At 36.6% G+C, this 17,640-nt stretch carries 18 protein-coding genes and 1 pseudogene; 10 read left to right on the forward strand and 9 right to left on the reverse strand.

Annotated features, from left to right (window positions below; translation table 11 throughout):
* Positions 1-9: 9 nt before the first annotated feature.
* Complete coding sequence (locus tag INR75_RS07710; RefSeq protein WP_013073433.1) at positions 10-1,077, forward strand: PepSY domain-containing protein; 1,068 nt, start codon at positions 10-12, stop codon at positions 1,075-1,077.
* Positions 1,078-1,371: 294 nt separating this feature from the next.
* Positions 1,372-2,490, forward strand: a complete 1,119-nt coding sequence (locus INR75_RS07715; RefSeq protein ID WP_201765797.1) for a sorbosone dehydrogenase family protein — start codon at positions 1,372-1,374, stop codon at positions 2,488-2,490.
* 437 nt (positions 2,491-2,927) lie between these two features.
* On the opposite strand, the gene INR75_RS20430 is transcribed toward INR75_RS07715, so the two are convergent.
* Both INR75_RS20430 and INR75_RS07725 read right to left on the reverse strand, forming a co-directional pair.
* Entirely contained in the window at positions 2,928-3,155 is a 228-nt protein-coding gene (locus INR75_RS20430) for a heavy-metal-associated domain-containing protein (protein WP_229792205.1), read from the reverse strand.
* Positions 3,156-3,253: 98 nt separating this feature from the next.
* The gene (locus INR75_RS07725; protein WP_041579146.1) at positions 3,254-3,532 is read right to left on the reverse strand and encodes a hypothetical protein; all 279 of its coding nucleotides are present in this window, start codon (positions 3,530-3,532) and stop codon (positions 3,254-3,256) included.
* A gap of 242 nt (positions 3,533-3,774) precedes the next feature.
* On the opposite strand from INR75_RS07725, the gene INR75_RS07730 reads away from it, so the two are divergent.
* From INR75_RS07730 to INR75_RS20600, 4 genes and pseudogenes are all read left to right on the forward strand, one after another.
* On the forward strand, positions 3,775-5,682 hold the full coding sequence (locus INR75_RS07730) for an FTR1 family protein (RefSeq protein WP_057482991.1): 1,908 nt from the start codon (positions 3,775-3,777) through the stop codon (positions 5,680-5,682).
* The gene (locus tag INR75_RS07735; RefSeq protein ID WP_013073428.1) at positions 5,683-5,970 is read left to right on the forward strand and encodes a sodium/bile acid symporter family protein; all 288 of its coding nucleotides are present in this window, start codon (positions 5,683-5,685) and stop codon (positions 5,968-5,970) included.
* 12 nt (positions 5,971-5,982) lie between these two features.
* Entirely contained in the window at positions 5,983-6,633 is a 651-nt protein-coding gene (locus INR75_RS07740; protein ID WP_013073427.1) for an arsenic resistance protein, read from the forward strand.
* Between the two features lie 173 nt (positions 6,634-6,806).
* Positions 6,807-7,022: pseudogene (locus tag INR75_RS20600) on the forward strand (hypothetical protein); the annotation flags it as partial.
* On the opposite strand, the gene INR75_RS07750 reads toward INR75_RS20600, so the two are convergent.
* The 5 genes from INR75_RS07750 to INR75_RS07770 are packed head-to-tail and all read right to left on the reverse strand — an operon-like array spanning position 6,971 to position 9,479.
* A complete protein-coding gene (locus tag INR75_RS07750; RefSeq protein WP_013073426.1) occupies positions 6,971-7,501 on the reverse strand; it encodes a hypothetical protein in 531 nt (176 codons plus the stop codon). The pseudogene INR75_RS20600 and the gene INR75_RS07750 overlap by 52 nt on opposite strands.
* Entirely contained in the window at positions 7,441-7,803 is a 363-nt protein-coding gene (locus tag INR75_RS07755; RefSeq protein ID WP_049771487.1) for a hypothetical protein, read from the reverse strand. The genes INR75_RS07750 and INR75_RS07755 overlap by 61 nt, the downstream gene beginning before the upstream one ends.
* Positions 7,804-7,807: 4 nt before the next feature.
* Positions 7,808-8,293, reverse strand: coding sequence for a heavy-metal-associated domain-containing protein (locus INR75_RS07760; protein WP_041579141.1), 486 nt, complete (start codon positions 8,291-8,293; stop codon positions 7,808-7,810).
* Between the two features lie 41 nt (positions 8,294-8,334).
* Positions 8,335-9,174, reverse strand: coding sequence for a hypothetical protein (locus INR75_RS07765; protein WP_013073424.1), 840 nt, complete (start codon positions 9,172-9,174; stop codon positions 8,335-8,337).
* Between the two features lie 11 nt (positions 9,175-9,185).
* Positions 9,186-9,479 carry a hypothetical protein gene (locus INR75_RS07770; RefSeq protein WP_255584669.1) on the reverse strand — a complete coding sequence of 98 codons (294 nt, stop codon included), beginning with the start codon at positions 9,477-9,479 and terminating at the stop codon, positions 9,186-9,188.
* Positions 9,480-9,542: 63 nt separating this feature from the next.
* Here INR75_RS07770 and INR75_RS07775 point away from each other — a divergent pair.
* The 4 genes from INR75_RS07775 (at position 9,543) to INR75_RS07790 (ending at position 15,061) form a co-directional block, all read left to right on the forward strand.
* Positions 9,543-10,747, forward strand: a protein-coding gene (locus INR75_RS07775) for an IS3 family transposase (RefSeq protein WP_086026153.1) whose coding sequence is annotated in 2 segments (ribosomal slippage) — positions 9,543-9,822 and positions 9,822-10,747 — 1,206 coding nt in all. Because the reading frame shifts where the segments join, the coding sequence is not laid out codon by codon here.
* 514 nt (positions 10,748-11,261) lie between these two features.
* Positions 11,262-12,134: a helix-turn-helix domain-containing protein gene (locus tag INR75_RS07780; RefSeq protein WP_223091434.1), complete on the forward strand. Its 873-nt coding sequence runs from the start codon at positions 11,262-11,264 to the stop codon at positions 12,132-12,134.
* Between the two features lie 94 nt (positions 12,135-12,228).
* A complete protein-coding gene (locus INR75_RS07785; RefSeq protein ID WP_223091435.1) occupies positions 12,229-14,163 on the forward strand; it encodes an oleate hydratase in 1,935 nt (644 codons plus the stop codon).
* A gap of 1 nt (position 14,164) precedes the next feature.
* Positions 14,165-15,061 (forward strand): 3-hydroxyacyl-CoA dehydrogenase, encoded by an 897-nt coding sequence (locus INR75_RS07790; protein WP_223091436.1) that lies wholly within the window; start codon positions 14,165-14,167, stop codon positions 15,059-15,061.
* Between the two features lie 366 nt (positions 15,062-15,427).
* Here INR75_RS07790 and INR75_RS07795 read toward each other — a convergent pair whose 3' ends face one another.
* Complete coding sequence (locus INR75_RS07795; protein ID WP_223091437.1) at positions 15,428-16,291, reverse strand: AraC family transcriptional regulator; 864 nt, start codon at positions 16,289-16,291, stop codon at positions 15,428-15,430.
* Between the two features lie 74 nt (positions 16,292-16,365).
* Positions 16,366-16,992, reverse strand: a complete 627-nt coding sequence (locus INR75_RS07800; RefSeq protein ID WP_177195722.1) for a putative quinol monooxygenase — start codon at positions 16,990-16,992, stop codon at positions 16,366-16,368.
* Between the last annotated feature and the right edge of the window lie 648 nt (positions 16,993-17,640).

Consider the following 17,640-nt stretch of genomic DNA (forward strand, 5'->3'; position numbering starts at 1 on the left):
ATTTATTGCTTGAAAGCATTTTCAAACATAGTTAAGAAAGTACATCTTTTTTTAGGAATAACATGTGGGGTTTTGGCATCCATTTCAGGTCTTACTGGTTCCATGTATGTATGGCAGCCGGAAATAACGTCGGCCTTAAATCAACGCTTACTACAAAGGGAATCTACTAATACTCTTTCGGAAAAGACATTATTAAAAACTTCCTCAGAACTTTATAGGAGTCAGAAAGATACTATAGCAAAGATATTCCTACCTTATCGAGAGCAGGAGACGGTTTCCATTATTTATAAGAATGGTCAAACCCTTTATTATCACCCGGAGACGGGAGTACCTTTAGGAAAAAAATCAGCTTCCATAAAATTGTTTGAAGATTTGTTGAAGATCCATCGAAGCCTTGGAATTCCTAAGATTGGCAAATACATTGTAGGTAGTAGTGCTATTATATTTTTCTTGTTTCTTCTTACCTCCGGTTTATTTCTATGGTGGAAAAAGTATAAATCAAATTTTAAAAAGGGAATTAAAATTAAATGGAAACGAAATAGAAAAAGATTTAACTACGATGTACATAAGTCACTTGGAATATTTTTTTCCCTTCCTTTGGCTGTAATGGCCTTTTCTGGTGGATATTTTACTTATAACAGCTACTATAAGGATGGTTTGAAGTTAATAGATGGTTTTATAGGCAATAAACAACCTGAAAAAAAGATTGAAGCAGGTACCGGGATCGATATACTGCACTTATTGGAGACTCCAGACAACCAATATGCACTCCGGGCAATTTATTTTCCTCAAGATGGAAATGAAGTGTATCAATTTAGATATATCAAAAACCGATTTATAAACCCCGGTCTAAGAAAAACCAGGGAATTAAAATTAGATAATAATAGTAATACCATTTATTCCTCATCCTTTAACGACGACCCGGTTAGCGAACAGATAGCAGCACAATTTTATCCGATTCATATTGGAGAAATGGCAGGCATGCTGGGGAGAATTTTAGTTTTTATCTCCGGGTTTGTCCCCCTAATATTATTTATTACCGGTCTCAGATTTTATTATTTTAGAACGGTAAGATAACGTCGAACAGGTGTTTAGTTTCAATTTTTTTAAACTTTTAATCTTAAAAATTCCCCGATAGCTTCGCCACGGTACTGCTAGCCGGACAGGCGGATATAGTTGGTTTTAAATTTTTTTTTCCTCTGTCGAACAGCTCAATTAGAATCTTATATGATGAAAAAAATAAGTTTCATTTAACCATGTATTAACAATCCATCGAAACCATATGTTATATTTTTAATGAGTTTAAATTTTGAAAATCAATCACTTATGAAAAAAGCTTTACTGTTTCTCCTTCTTTCAACGAGTATAATCATGGCACAAAAGAAGGATAGCCTTATTTCAGAAAATATTACGGGACATATTTATAAACCTAAGATGGTTGGGGCCACCGAAGAGAGGATATCGCAACTTCAATTACCGCAGGGGTTTAAAATAGAAAAATTCGCAGATAATCTGGGAGAACCCAGAATGATGGCTGTAAGCCCCCAGGGAAATATATATGTTTCTCGAAGGGAGGGAGACGTAGTGATGCTTAAGGATACTAATGATGACGGGAAACCTGACCATCAACAAACGGTAGTAACTAAAGAAGGAGCGCATGGGGTAGCTTTTCATGAAGATATGTTTTACCTTGTTACGGTAAATGATGTTTTCAGGGCACAGTTAAAAGAAGATGGTACTATTGGAGAACTGGAAAAGATTATAGGGAACCTACCAGATGGTGGTCAGCACCCCAACCGCACGATTGGTTTTGGCCCAGATGGGATGCTATATATATCGATTGGAAGCACCTGCAACGCCTGTGATGAAACACGGGAAGAAAATGCCACTATAGTACGGACTAATGCTGATGGGAGCAATAGAACCATATTTGCATCGGGACTGCGAAATACCATTGGTTTTGACTGGCATCCTGAGACGGGGGAACTTTTTGGGATGGATAGCGGAATTGACTGGCTGGGAGATGATGAACAAAAAGAAGAATTAAATCGTATCACTGAGGGAGCTGATTATGGGTGGCCGTATATCTACGACGATGGTAAATATAATAAGGCAGATGAACCGCCAAAAATGACCTGGAAAGAATACGCGCAGAAAGCTACAGAACCGGAGATGTTATTTACAGCCCATAGCGCTCCAATGAATTTAAAGTTTTACAGAGGGAAAATGTTTCCCTCGGAATATAAAAATACTGCCCTGGTAACTTTTCGGGGATCCTGGAATAGACGGCCAGCTTCCGGACACAAAATAATGAAAGTAACTTTCGAAAATGGGAAGCCTGTAAAGGCTGAAGATTTTGTAAAAGGTTTTTTAATGGAGGAAGGTACTTCCCGATTCGCCAGGTTAGCCGGTTTGGTAGAATTGCCCGATGGATCGCTTTTAGTTAGTGATGATACCAATGGCGTAATTTACCGAGTATCGTATAACTAATAATCGATTTACTGAACTCTGAAATAGTAAAGCCAGCCTGTCCAGCCGGCAGGTAGATTTAGGTTAATGATTTAAATTAACTTTCAGAAATGATAACAAATAGCCATATAAAGTAAATGATTAGTAATCCGTTAGTTTTTATAGTTTCCAAACATATTTTCCTTTTATGTGTATCAGATTGTTACCAGAAAAGAATATTCTACTTCTAAAATTTAAAAAAATATGGCGGACTCGATGTGGAGTCCGCCATTAATTAGTGTTCATTATTACTACGTTTTTAGTGGCTAATAAATCTGGATGATATTTAATTTCCACTCATTAGTCAAATTATCATCTTCTTCATCTGAACTGTTCCTTTCACTTTTACAATTCCGGGTTTTAAGCTGGTAGAAGTTCCTTCAGCTATTGTAAAAGTTTCTTTCCCGGTTTGAATTGGCTTAATTACCATCCTGTTCAACGAGAGTACCTTTTATAACAATTTCGGCTTTTTTAGCAGAAAAATCATTCTTATTCACTTCTTCCTGGATCTGCCTAAGGCTCAAATCATTATTTTTTGCCAAATCTAAATAAGCTTTACCGTCATTAAGACTCACTTTTACACTTTCCAGACCTTCCATATTTTTAAGTCCGCGTTCCAGACCATAGGCACAGGGGGCACAGTCCATTCCAAACGCTTCCTGATCTACTTTCTGAATCTGAGCATTGGAACTAAAACTTCCAAATACAATAACTATTATTACACTCCCATCCGGAAGTTTTTCAATTAAGTAGGATTTTTACTAACTGGAACCATCACAAAAGTACCCTTACCCACTAAAGCAGGAACTCTAATTGGTAAGAAAAATACAGCTAAGAATTTGAAAATTTCAGGTTCCTTCTCAAGGCAATACTTCTTTGTGTTTAGCTGTGTGAGGGCAGTTTCATCTTCGGGGTTTCTATGGCTCAAGGCCTGAATAAGATATTTCAACCTCCAGTAAAAATCGCCCTTTGGAATTGTCTCAAAGTTAATAATCATTCTTCTTTGTGTCAAGTCCCTTGTCATGGATGTTTCATCTGTTAATTTTTTAAAGTTTGTTTATACTATAACCAATAACTTAAATTAAGAAATACCCGATAGTTTTCTTTAACAACCCCAGGGATTAAATCTTGTACCACCGGATTAAGGCACCGAAAGGAATCCCATTATCCTTTTGGAGCTAAACGAAAAAAAAAAATCTGTATTAGTGATTATAAATTTTTTTATAAAATCACAGAACTGTATATTTGCCCTTATTTAGATTTAGTATGAATAAATATAGGGTATTCTTCTTCTTTGTCATTTTCATTTCAATAAATACGTTTTCGCAAAATACGGCTAATGACACAGATTTGCGCACTTTGGTGACTCTCCTGGATTACATTTCCAAGGATTATCCAGTAGCGGTGGAGAATGGCGAAATAATCAATGAGTTTGAATTCGCCGAAATGAGCGAGTTTGCAAAAAAATCCATTGCACTTCAGCAGGATCTATTGCCGACAATTAATAATACCAGGTTTGAAAAGCTTGATGAACCCCTGCGGGAATTGCAACAAGCTGTTGCGGACAAAAAAAATCCAGAAGCGATTTCTACAATTGCTTTAAATATCAAAAACAAAATTCTCGATCTTGGAATTTTAAAAATTACACCTAATCGTTATCCCTCGTTAAAGAATGGAGCCACCCTGTACCAGAATAATTGCGTATCCTGCCACGGAGGCAAAGGATATGGGAACGGAGCTTTAGCCGGAAATTTAAATCCTGCACCGACCAATTTCCACGAAGCCCAGTTGTCCCCACTTCAGGCTTACAATGTCATCAAATTGGGGATTGAGGGCACGGGGATGGCTTCTTACAACCGTCTTACAGAAGAAGAGCTTTGGGACTTATCTTTTTACGTGCTGTCACTAAAGCACAATGAAGAAATTTCAAGAGCTCCATTGCCTTCCAATTTGCATCTTGACAGCATCAGCAAATGGAACGATGAAGAATTGCAACATTTTTTGAATAAATCTTTCAGCAATATAACAGTTGGCCAGGTGCGGAATTATGAACCTGAAAGGCCTGAACCTCTAAATGTTGCTATGACCAACCTTGATCTTTCATATCAGGAATTTCAAAAAGGCAATAATAAAATTGCCGAAAAATATGCCTTGACATCCTACCTTGAAGGCGTTGAGCTGGTGGAGAATATATTGGGTGCATCTGCGCCTTCATTAGTGAGGGGTATTGAGCGGGATATGATTGCTTACCGAAAAGCACTTCAAAACAACAACAAAATAGGTGCGGAAAATTATTATAATGCCCTTAAAGAAAAAATAACCTCTGCCAAAACTGTTTTAGCAGAAAAGGATTATTCCTTTGCATTTATATATGGTGCTGCATTATCAATCCTTATCAGGGAGGCCTTGGAAGCGTTGCTTATTATCCTCATTATTCTCCGTGTTCTAAGACCTATGAAAATCAAACGCGCAGTGATAGCCGTCCATTCCGGATGGATTTTCGCAGTACTAACTGGTGTGGTGAGTTGGTTTTTTGTAGATAAACTTATCAATTTAAGCGGTGCGTCAAGAGAATTGATGGAAGGTGTTGGAGCTATTCTGGCTGTACTGGTATTGCTCTTTGCAGGTATTTGGCTTCATTCCCATTCTGAGATATCGAAGTGGAAACACTTCATAAAAAATAAAATAAACCGCATTTCTGAAACCGGAAATATGATAGGTTTGTTGATTTTCTCGTTCATCGTGGTGTTTAGGGAAGCTTTTGAAGTGGTTCTGTTTCTTTCATCACTGAAACTGAGCAATCCCGATGTCGCAAATTCTGCTATTAACTGGGCCTTATTGACTTCCGTTATTATAATAGCCATTATAACAATCGTGTTTCTGAAATTTACTAAAGAACTACCTGTAGGAAAATTCTTCAAATTGGCTTCCTATATGGTAGCAGCCCTGGCAATTGTTTTAACAGGCAAAGGAATTATGGCCTTTCAGGAAGCAGGTTACATCCCCATTTCACCCATAGATTTTGCTCCCCGTATAGAACTATTGGGGATTTACCCGAATTTACAGTCTATCCTGGCGCAGCTCCTCGTACTTGGTATTATAGTTTTTTTCCAATGGAGGAATCTGAATCAAAAAGCAGACAAGTCCTCACAAGAATTGGTTACAGAAGAGTAAATGGAAAAAATCAATAAATACCAAACAGGTGTCATTTTATTGGCAGTTGTACTGGGATTATTATTGGGGAATTTGGCTATTTTGGAGAGATATGCATCGAGCTTTATTGTACTCTTGCTTATGGTAATGCTTTACGGCTTATTCTTAAGTATAAACATCGGCGAGCTTAAAAGTGCTTTCTTCAATCTCAAATTTTCAGTTAGCAGCCTTGTTATTAATTTTATCTGGACTCCCCTGTTTGCTTATTTGCTGGGATACTTGTTTCTGGATAACGAGCTGGCCATCTAGATAGGGTTTGTGATGCTTATGGTAACTCCCTGTACAGATTGGTACCTGGTGTTTACCGGTGTTGCAAAAGGAAATGTGCCGCTATCTACTTCTATTCTTCCAATCAACCTGATATTGCAGATTCTTTTACTTCCAATATTTTTGTTACTATTCTTTGGAAGATCAGGAAATGTTGAATTCAGGTCACTGGTTGAAAGTATTCTTCTGGTGCTCCTGATTCCTTTTTTATTAGTATTAGTTACCAAAAAAATAGTTAGCCGAAGCAATACTTCAGGGACGTCTTTTACCGGCTTTTTTGTAAAATCCCAGGTGTTGTTTTTATCATTGGCAGTAGTCGCAATGTTTGCTTCAGAAGGAAGAAATCTACTGGAAAATCCTGATGTTATTTACAAATTGCTATTTCCTGTGATTATATTTTTTATCATTACTTTTTTACTGGCACAGCTGGTCAGCAGGTTTTTTAAATTCAGTTATCAAAACAGGGTAAGCCTCACATTGACAACAATGGCAAGAAATTCACCTATTTCATTGGCCATTGCAGTTTCCGCATTTGCTTATGAACCATTGGTTGCATTGTCATTAGTTATAGGTCCTTTAATTGAATTGCCAATTTTGGCTTTAACCTCGCAACTGTTGTTGAAAATAAGAAAGAAAGTAATTTAGCGGGATTTGGATTATACCCATTTAAGGATAACCATATTCTATACACATGAAGTATTACAAACCATTCGAGATTCAATGAACAATATGTGCGAAAGATTATCGTAAGGCAGCTATTCTGTTGCTACTGGTAGAGTTATGTACATGCCGGTCCTCCATCGGCAGGTCACTTTACTAAGCTGGTGCACAATGGGATTGAATTTGGTATGCTACAGGCTATCGACGAAGATACAGATTTGCTTTCACAGTTCCGCGAAAAGCTTGATATACAAGGTATACTGGATACCTGGAATCATGTCCCGGTGATCAGATCGTGGTTAATCGAACTTTTAGGAAGGTTTTACAGGGGAACGGGAAGGTTGTGCGTCAATACAAGGCTTATGGTAGTTTGAAAAGCACTGGCACCCAGGGCAGGCATTTGACTGGAATTTCCCGTAGGAAAAGTTTCGGTTAATTTAATTAAACTTCTTAAGGCCTCTCCTTTATCATCCTTTTGAAAGAGTTGATATTTTGTAAATACTTTTAAATCTCCAAATCCCGACTGGGAATCCAAGCCATCGGGCGAAATTGAGACATAGGGTATTACCGCATCTACCTGCCATTTACTGGTAATGTTATAAGGAACAATAAGTACCTGCGCGTAAGCCTTGGCATTTTCCTTAGAAGTTATATTGCCAAAAGTACGCACTCCACGTCCCTGCACACCTAATATGATAGGTGTATCCGTAAAAATAGGCGGGCCCTGAGCATTCATATTAAAACCCAATATGAATATTAAGCAGGTAATAATAATATTCTTCCCGGAAATCTTCACCATTCCAGAAAGTAGTTTATTATCATCATAAAAAAGACCAAAAAAGTGGTTAGCCATAATATCGATTTGTTTTTTGTTGAATTTTCAGGATTTTGACTACATCCACATTCGTTTTCATCTTTGTTATTTTCTAAAGTCGAGAATTTGGTATCCTTATACACCCTATAATGAGCGACACCTAAGAATAAGAAAGACATGCTATACATATACGGTCTTACTGGATGTAACCATTCAAAACCAGAGGAAATACCGGTGACTCCCGCTACTCCAGTTAATATAGCAGGGGTCCAGCAACATAAAAATGGAACCCCTGCACTAAGAAAACTTGCGCCCAATAAGCTGTATTTTTTAATCTTCATTTAATTAAAGGATTTCAGTAAGCTCAATTTCCCACTTAGTGGTTAGCTCCCCGTCTTCTTCATCCTGAACTATCCCTTTAACTGTAAGGACTCCGGGTTTTAACCTGGAGCGTAAGTTGGTAGAAGTTGCTTCAGCTATCTTAAAAGTTTCTTTCCCGGTTTGTATTGCATAAGTGCCATCCTGCTCAACGAAGTTGCCCTTTATAACTATTTCGGCATTCTTAGCTGAAAAACCATTCACTTTCACTTCTTCCTGAATTTGTTTCAAGCTTAAATTATTGTTTGCAGTCAGATCTAAATAAGCTTTGCCTTCATTCAGACTTACTTGTACCTTTTCTATACCATCCATTTTTTTGAGTCCGCGTTCAAGGCCATAGGCACAAGGTGCGCAATCCATTCCAAAAACTTCCTGATCTACTTTGGTGATTTGGGCGTTGGAACTTATGATTCCAAACACTGTCACTACGATAATTAATGCTATTCTTTTCATTTTACTCTTTTTTTATGTTTAAAATTCTTCTTTAATATCTGTTATAACCAATAACTTATGTTCAGTGAGACCCTATATTTTTCACGGGGCGTATTCGGAATAAGATCCTGGTATACCGGGAACAATGCCCCGAAGGAAATTCCCCAGGGACCGGTAAGTCCTAAAATTGAAGGACCAACCAATACTTTTTTACTCCGTTCATCTGTAGAAAAAAATTGTCCGTTAACTTTATTATCTCCGGGAAATTCGGCCAGTGATTCTACAAATATCCGCCAGTCGGGTTTAGGATAATCCCCCATAAAAACATCGGGACGATAACCTATCACCATGCTTGCATAGGGTAAATCGCCTAATTGCTCGTTGTCCTTTTCAAAATAATATTGGTAACCGCCACCTAACCAGGCGTACCAGGTACGTGAGGCATATCCCGTAGAAATGGCCCCATGGATAGAGTTCCCTACATTCACCTGTCCGCGAACATCCTCAGTAGGGGCAGATACACCTAAAATTGCTGTGGATTCAAACCTCTTTCCTACCCCAAAAGCATTTGAAAAAAAACGATACCACAAAGCAGCCTCGATATCTCCATTGGAAGGCATCATGCTATTTCCACGGGTTCGTGGAGCATTTTCCAGACGCTCAATCACAGTAGGAGTGGTAAGGGTAACCTGTAAATCTTCCGTAATGCCATAGAAAAATGTATACCGAAGCATATAAGAGGCCTCGTCTTCGGTCGCTATACTCATTCCGGAAGCGTTCATGTTTATACCGCCTTTTGCCAGGGTGGGGGTTTGTAATCCATAAATTGGGCCATGCCCCTGGGCTTCTACTTTATACAGTGTCGATAACCCTATGAATAGGATCAAAAAATAATTTTTCATGTTTTGTAAATTTAAACTTCTAAAAATCTTTGAATGGGCAATAGTAAATAAGCAGCAAACAATCCAAGGACATAAAGGCCAAAGGAAAACCAAAGAATGGCTTTGCTCCATCTTGTTGCTGTATCACATGCGGTCTCATTTCCGTTTTCATCGATCTCGCAGGTTTGGTTTCTTTTTCTTCCGTAGAACAACCAGAAATTAAAGCCTATCATAATCCCGGCAATCAGGAAGGTCCAGTCTTTATATTTGCTCATGGTAATGAGCCAGGGCAGGTCAGAAGCCAATCCCGCAACCACAGCTCCCATTCCCAGGGCAACCAGTAGCTGGAATTACTACATTAGACCGGACACTAAGTTGAGAGAATATTTTTGCTAGTTATTACCTTAGCAATTATGAGAAGAAAATCTAAACATTACACCTTAGAATTTAAACAAAAAGCAGTCGAGTTAAGTTATGCTAAAGGCAATGTAAAACAAGTATGTGAAGACTTGGATATATTTCCATCTGTACTTTACCGTTGGCGTAGAGAGTTAAAAGATTACGGTAACAACAGTTTCCCTGGCCGTGGTAATCCTAAAATGACCGATGAAGAAAAAGAGATAGCCCGATTAAAAAAGGCATTAAAAGAAGCCGAGTTAGAACGAGACATCTTAAAAAAGGCCATCAGCATCTTCTCCGCGAGCGACAAGAAAAATACAGGTTTATAAAACAACACCTTATGAGATTTCCTGTCGAGACGATGTGTAAAATATTGAAAGTAAGCAAAAGTGGCTATTACCATTGGTTACAATCGGGACCAAGTAAATTATGGTTAGAAAATCAAAAGGTAACTGGGCTTATTAAATCTATATTTAAAGATAGCTTTCAAAGCTATGGTTCACCTAGAATAAAAACAGAACTAGAGACATTAGGCTATAAAATATCAAAGCCTAGAGTTGCACGTATTATGAGTGCTAATTATTTGTTTGCAAAACGAAAACGTAAGTTTAAAGCAACCACATATAGTCAACATAATTACCCCATAGCTCCTAATTTATTAAACCAAAACTTTGAAGTAAGCCGACAGGATCAAGTTTGGGTAAGCGATATAACCTATATCAAAACCAAACAGGGCTGGTTATACCTTACTGTCATTATTGATTTGTTTAACCGCAAAGTTGTTGGATGGGCTCTAAGCGATAATCTAAGTACAGAAGACACTATTATTAAGGCTTGGCATATGGCTATAAAGAAAACTACTTTAACCCAGTCTTTAATTTTTCATTCCGACCGAGGTATACAATATGCCAGCCATAAGTTTACCTCATTAATTAAAAGTTACAATGGCTTAGTAAACCAATCTATGAGCAGAAAAGGTAATTGCTGGGATAATGCCATTGCTGAATCGTTCTTTAAATCATTAAAGGTAGAATGGGTTTATAGGCACAATTATAAGTTGAGATCTGAAGCGGAGTTATCCATCTTTGGATGGATAGAAACTTGGTATAATAATAGAAGAAGACATTCCTTTTTAGGAAATAGAACTATAAGAGAATTTGAATTAGACATGTATAACCTTAAACTAGCAGCGTAGTCATTCAACTATTTGTCCAGTTTTTTGTTGCAAGTCCAGACAACCGAAAGTGATTATCAAACTATCGAAAATCAGTATTATCAATCAAAGGAAAATTATAAGTTAATTGATCATCAAGATTACTTTAGTCTTTCAAAAAAATATGAAAATAATATTAATCAAAGTAAAGAATTAATTTTAAACGAAAACTTTTATTTACTTAAGAAAACGGAGAAAAAACCAGCTGCTAACACCGTATAACAACAATTGCGGCTTTGTGTCCTGCGGACACAACCGCGCAAGCATAAAAGTCGGTAATTTTAGCTATCTTAGTTTTTAACCAACCCGCAACTGATTGTTATACAAGACCGTTGTGCGTCATTCCCCACACAAGAAAAAACCTGTTAATTTCTTGAGCTAACGACAAAAGAGAAAGATGAAAAAAGTTAATGGCAATGGAGAAATTCAAAAAATATAACTAATTGATAATCAATAACTAAATTTGACGTTAGTCAGAATATAAAAATAAAATCATTTGTATCAAAATCTAAAACAAACACTTTCATTTTATGGTGTAGCTTGTGATAAGCTTTACTATATTTCTTCAGGAAAATCGATTTTTCAATTTCCCGAAAACTCGTTTCGTATGGATTTTTATTCACTGTGCATCTGTACAAGCGGAAAAATGACTATGGAAATTGATGGCAATAATTATCTTGTTCAACAAAATAGTTTTCTTATTTCTGCACCATCTACCATTGTCTATTTTAGGAAGTTTAGTAAAGATTTTAAAATGAAATTGCTGTTTTTTGAAAAATATTTCTTGCTCAAAAATATTTCTAACCCATTTATTATTGAAAAAAGTGGTCTGTTTCAACAAGGCAGCTATTCCTTATTAAACGCACCCGCAAAAGACATAGAACATATATTGAGCTTGCTTGATTACTTAAAACATAAAACTAAAACCCACGGAAATTTTATTGATGAAATTATTCGAAGTATTATTTTTAACATATTACTTGAAGTTGCCGAAATTACACATCGCTATGCTGACGAACCAGAAAGTAAAGACCAAGTCATTTCTACTATTTATTTGAAGTTTAAGAAACTGGTGCAAGAACAAATTTTAGAGCATAAACCAGTACAATTGTACGCCGACCAATTGCATATTTCTAATAAATATTTAATAGAAATAGTAAAAAAAACAAGTGGAAGAACACCGCATGAAGTCATTAATGAAATACTGCTAAAAGAAGCGTATGTACTATTGGGAAATCCTGAACTCACAGTATCTGAAATTGCATTTCAATTACACTTCAATTCTACCTCTGCCTTTGGGCGATTCTTTAAAAAACATACCACAATTTCACCTTCACAATATAGAACAAGACAAAACATCGTCCGATAAGAATTAACGGACACAAATACCGAATTAAGGGATACATGTAAATTTAAGTATAGCCATACCTTTATTATCATGAAATAATCAAAATACTTTAACAATGAAGAAAATAACAGATAAGTTTGGTTCGCTTCTATCAAAATCAAAAGAATATGGAAATGTAAACCACGAGCCGGATTCGAGTAAGGAAATACAATTGAACACCAAGGAAAAAACCATGCCTTTTTCGGATCAGATTGGAAATTATCAAAGAAATATCGGTATTCCCCCAAAATCCTATGAGAACAGCAAAGTATACATTGTAGGTAGTGGTATTGCGGGTATGTCGGCAGCATATTATTTTATACGTGATGGAAAAATTCCTGGCAAAAACATCATTTTCTTAGACCAATTGCATGTTGATGGCGGCTCTTTGGATGGTGCAGGAAATGCCGAAGACGGTTATATTATAAGAGGAGGGAGAGAAATGGATATGACCTATGAAAATCTTTGGGACATGTTTCAGGATATTCCAGCCGTAGAACTTCCTGAACCGTACAGCGTATTAGACGAATACCGATTGGTAAACGACAATGACCCCAATTATTCCAAAGCCCGCTTGATTCACAACCAAGGTGAAATTCAGGATTTCAGCAAATTCGGACTGGAGCGAAAAGACCAATTGGCCATTGTGAAATTATTGTTGAAGAAAAAAGAAGATTTAGACGATTTAACGATTGAAGATTATTTTAGCCAAGAATTTTTAGACAGTAATTTTTGGTTCTTTTGGCGAACCATGTTCGCCTTTGAAAATTGGCACAGCCTATTGGAATGCAAACTGTACATGCACCGTTTTCTTCACGCCATTGATGGAATGAAAGATTTTTCCTGTTTGGTTTTCCCAAAATACAACCAATACGATACGTTCATTACGCCTTTACGAAAACATTTACAATCTAAAGGAGTTCAAATTAAGCTAAATACTTTGGTAAAAGATTTGGACATTCACAGTAATATCCATGGCAAAGTGGTAGAAGGCATCGTTACCGAACAAGATGGAAAGGAAGTAAGAATACCAATAGAGAAAGACGATTATGTGATTGTGACCACCGGTTCCATGACCGAGGACACGTTTTATGGAACAAACAAAACCGCACCGATCATAGAAATGGACAAGGGTTCGAGCGGGCAAAGTGCCGGATGGAAATTATGGAAAAATTTAGCGTCAAAATCCGAGATTTTTGGTCGTCCCGAAAAATTCTGTGGCGATATTGAAAAATCTTCTTGGGAATCAGCTACATTAACGTGTAAACCGTCTGCCTTTACCGAAAAGTTAAAAGAGTATACCATTAACGACCCGTATTCAGGAAAAACTGCAACGGGAGGCATTATTACCATTACCGATTCTAATTGGCTAATGAGCTTTACCTGTAACCGTCAGCCACACTTTCCTAACCAACCCGATGATGTTCTGGTTCTTTGGGTGTATTCATTATATATGGATAAAGCAGGAAATTATGTTAAAAAACCTATGCCTCAATGTACAGGAGACGAAATACTGACTGAACTTTGCTATCACCTAGGTATTCTTGACCAAATTGATAATGTTATTGAAAACACCATTGTACACACCACATTTATGCCTTACATTACTTCTATGTTTATGCCAAGAGCAAAGGGAGACAGACCAAATGTAGTTCCCGAGGGTTGTAAAAATTTAGGTTTGGTGGGACAATTTGTAGAGACCAACAATGATATTGTCTTTACGATGGAAAGTTCCGTTAGAACTGCCCGTATTGCCGTTTACGAACTGTTGAACCTGAACAAGCAAGTACCTGATATCATACCGTTGCAATACGATATTAGACAGTTGTTGAAAGCCACAAAATCACTAAATGATTATAGACCAATCCCAGGTGAAAGCATTTTAAGAAAAATTTTAAAAGACAGTTATTTCGAGCATATCTTACCCGAAAGCGAAACATTGGAAGAAGAACATGAATCTTTCTTTCAAGAACAGTTCCATAAAATTCAAGAATGGATAAAGAACAAATAATATGAATTATAAAAATATTACAGTAGCCGGAAGTGGCGTATTAGGCTATCAAATTGCTTTCCAAACAGCATTTCACGGATTTAATGTCACCGTTTATGACATTAATGATGAAGTATTGGAAAAAGCAAAAGGCAAGTTTGAAATTATGAGTTCCGCATTTAAAAATGATTTGAATGCAAGTCAGGAACAATTGGATGATACCTATCAAAATTTGAGCTACTCATCCAATTTAGAAGAGGCTGTAAAAGATGCCGACCTGCTGATTGAGGCCGTACCCGAAAACCCACAGCTTAAAATCGGTTTTTACGAGCAGTTGGCAAAAGTTGCCCCCGCAAAAACTGTTTTTGCTACGAATTCTTCGACACTCTTACCAAGTCAGTTTGCTTCCTCTACTGCAAGACCGGAGAAATTTGTTGCCTTGCATTTCGCCAACGAAATTTGGAAACACAATACCGCAGAAATTATGGGGCATCCAACTACTTCACCCGAAGTGTTCAACGATGTGGTGGAGTTTGCAAAAAGAATTGGAATGTTGCCTTTGCCATTGCACAAAGAACAGCCCGGCTATATTCTCAACTCTTTGCTTGTACCTCTTTTAGGTGCTGCACTCGATCTCGTTGTCAATGAAGTTGCCGACCCAACAACTGTGGATAAGACATGGATGAAGGCGACGGGTGCCCCCGTAGGTCCATGTGCCATATTAGATGTTGTGGGCATTACAACAGCTTACAACATAAATAAAATGGCAGCGGAGAAAACACAGGATGCCAACAAGATAAAAGTAGTGAACTATTTAGAAGAAAATTTCATTAATAAAAATAAATTAGGTGTCGCTACTGGTGCAGGATTTTATACATACCCAAATCCAGCTTTTCAGAAAGAGGATTTTTTGAAGTAGAAAGAATAAATCGATTATTGGGAGTTTATATTGTGCTGTTTTGGAGTTCGTTAACCAACAATTGGAATTCATGATAATAAGGATATGGTGGGCAAAGGTTTTAGCTATTTTTGAAAATGCACAATTTTCTGATTTCAACTGAATAAAAAATACGAACGCACAACAATGGCTATAAGTAATGCGGGGTTAAGTACAAAAACCGAAAAACATTACAACTAATTCGCTCGCAATTTTTATATTAGTTGAATAATTTAACAAATATAAAAATGGCTCGCTTAGGTTCGGGTTTAACTGAAAGTTTTGGCTTCAAAAACCCACAATACTCATAGCCGAGACCGTTATGTGCAACTTAAGACCACCTGATAATTATAGCCTTTCTAGTTTGGCGAAACCTACTGTCTTTCTGTAATTATCTGGAGAAACACCTACTTTTTTCTTAAAAAATCGACTAAAATAAAATTCATCATAATAACCAAGTCCAGCTGCAATCTGTTTCAAAGGTTTTGATGTTAAATATAGCTCTCGTTTAGCCGCTATAACAATTCTATTAGAAATTAAATCGCTAGGTGTTTGCTGTAAATATTTTTTTACAATCCCTGCCAATGTTTTTGTACTAACACACAAAACATCGGCATAATCTTTCGGAGAATGTAATTCACAATAATTTTTCTCAATAGAATCTACTAAATTTTGTAGGATTTCTGATTGACCATCAGAAAATTTTGGAACTATCTCTTTATCGAATTGTTTTTTCTGTCTCACTGCTTCTATCAAAAATACCTTTAAAAAAGCCACAAGAACTTCATGTTGAGCAATAGAATCTCTATCCATCTCTTTAGAAATTTGGTCTATGAGATTAAAAAGCAGCCCTTCTTCAGAAATTTGAAAATGTGGTAATCCATGAAAGTTGTTAAAAAGAACGCCTTCTGTTTCAATTTCATTTTGATGACGATATGTACAAAAAAAGTCAGGGTGAAAATTTAATAGCCAGCCTTGACAACGTTCTTCAGAAGAAATCATAAATGGTTGATAAGGCGACAAGCAAATCATTTGATAACCTTGCAGTTCATAATTAGAAAGGTCTACACTTAACTTATAGTTGCTTGCGTTAAGTAAAATAATAGAATAATAATTTTTTCTTTGTAAATGATCAAATTGATTAAGATTTTCAAACCTTTCTAGTCTAAAGGCTAATTCACCATTTTGTTTATCTATAATAATTTGAGCCATAAGAATATATTTCTTTATTTAATATTACATATAAAAAGAAAGGAGTGTTTTACACTCCTTTCTAAAGATATAAATTATTTGGAAGCTATAATATCTATTTTTTGAATTGCAGTTGCTTGGAAACCTTCTAAAAGAACAGGAGCATTTTCCATAAGTGCTGCAGCAACTTTACCTGTTAAATGAGCATCTCTACCTGAATCATCTGCAAAGGTATCAAAGATTGCATAAGTAGTTGCATCTATTTTTATAGCATACCAAGATAAAGTCTTTGGCTCATCACTTACTAATTGTTTTCCAACATTAAGAAAATTTTCGACATCTGCTGTCTTTGCTTCTTTAGATTTCATAATAACAAGTAAGCCATTGTTTTGCAATCCGGACTTATGATTAGATGCCAATACATCTGTTGGTTGAATATCTGTACTAGGATCAAAATCTTCTAACAAATCACCTGCATTTGCTAATAATGCCTTTGCAACTTCGCCTGTTAAATGAGCTTGCCTACCTTCTTCTACTTCAAAGGTATCATAGATACCAAAAGTTTTACTGTCTATCTGAAAGGCAAACCAAGATACTGTTTGGGGTTCTTGATTGACTAGTGCTAATCCACCAAGTAAAAAGTTTTTAACGTCTTGCTCTTTTCCTGGCTTTGCTTTCATAATTACTAATAATCCGATTGTTTCATTTTTGGTACTGTTCATAATGTTTGTGTTTTTAGTTTTTGAAAATGTTTGAGTTGTAAATCCTAGTAAAAAACTAGGAGCACTAATTTTAATGGAACTGTAGTTTTCATTTTTTCTTGTTTTTTTGTTACAATGCAAATTTGGGGTGAAACAAAGGACTGTGGAATGGATATTTATTACTATGGCATGGACAATTTTCTGAAAAGCATTACTATTGAATCCAGTATGCACATAACAACGTGTATAATTCATTGCTAGTTCTAGCCTACTTGGAAATTCCTGCGGAATTTCCTCTGGTTCGTTTTAGTTTACTAATTTAGTTGCTGAAACACGCAACGAAATCATACGTGTGCCGAGAGTAACGATCGGCTGAAAGTCGTTACGCAACTGTTTATAAGATGGTGGAGCCGACCCACCAATGTTGTCCTACAGGGGAGAGCGTTAAACCACCATAAGGTGCTTTGATAAAGAGTCAAGGTATTGAGCGTTATGGAAAAGGCTATGCCACGAGCTAGTCAGGTATGAATACTGGAGATGAATGCAAATGAACCTCTGATGAAGTGTCGAGAAAGTGCAACCTTCTGTCAAAAGTGTTTGAAGTATGACAAACATTATAAGTCCAGTGGTCACCTGTTTATTGGCTGGGCGGCAGGCGTCATTTAGGAG

It is taken from the genome of Zunongwangia sp. SCSIO 43204 (genome assembly GCF_019904275.1).
Taxonomy (GTDB): Bacteria; Bacteroidota; Bacteroidia; order Flavobacteriales; family Flavobacteriaceae; genus Zunongwangia; species Zunongwangia mangrovi.

Coding starts and splice junctions, on each gene's coding strand:
- INR75_RS07715 (WP_201765797.1), top strand. CDS start 1,372: ATGGCACAAAAGAAGGATAGCCTTATTTCAGAAAATATTACGGGACAT.
- INR75_RS20430 (WP_229792205.1), bottom strand. CDS start 3,155: ATGGACTGTGCCCCCTGTGCCTATGGTCTGGAACGCGGACTTAAAAAT.
- INR75_RS07725 (WP_041579146.1), bottom strand. CDS start 3,532: ATGACAAGGGACTTGACACAAAGAAGAATGATTATTAACTTTGAGACA.
- INR75_RS07730 (WP_057482991.1), top strand. CDS start 3,775: ATGAATAAATATAGGGTATTCTTCTTCTTTGTCATTTTCATTTCAATA.
- INR75_RS07735 (WP_013073428.1), top strand. CDS start 5,683: ATGGAAAAAATCAATAAATACCAAACAGGTGTCATTTTATTGGCAGTT.
- INR75_RS07740 (WP_013073427.1), top strand. CDS start 5,983: ATGCTTATGGTAACTCCCTGTACAGATTGGTACCTGGTGTTTACCGGT.
- INR75_RS07750 (WP_013073426.1), bottom strand. CDS start 7,501: ATGGCTAACCACTTTTTTGGTCTTTTTTATGATGATAATAAACTACTT.
- INR75_RS07755 (WP_049771487.1), bottom strand. CDS start 7,803: ATGAAGATTAAAAAATACAGCTTATTGGGCGCAAGTTTTCTTAGTGCA.
- INR75_RS07760 (WP_041579141.1), bottom strand. CDS start 8,293: ATGAAAAGAATAGCATTAATTATCGTAGTGACAGTGTTTGGAATCATA.
- INR75_RS07765 (WP_013073424.1), bottom strand. CDS start 9,174: ATGAAAAATTATTTTTTGATCCTATTCATAGGGTTATCGACACTGTAT.
- INR75_RS07770 (WP_255584669.1), bottom strand. CDS start 9,479: ATGGGAGCTGTGGTTGCGGGATTGGCTTCTGACCTGCCCTGGCTCATT.
- INR75_RS07785 (WP_223091435.1), top strand. CDS start 12,229: ATGAAGAAAATAACAGATAAGTTTGGTTCGCTTCTATCAAAATCAAAA.
- INR75_RS07790 (WP_223091436.1), top strand. CDS start 14,165: ATGAATTATAAAAATATTACAGTAGCCGGAAGTGGCGTATTAGGCTAT.
- INR75_RS07795 (WP_223091437.1), bottom strand. CDS start 16,291: ATGGCTCAAATTATTATAGATAAACAAAATGGTGAATTAGCCTTTAGA.
- INR75_RS07800 (WP_177195722.1), bottom strand. CDS start 16,992: ATGAACAGTACCAAAAATGAAACAATCGGATTATTAGTAATTATGAAA.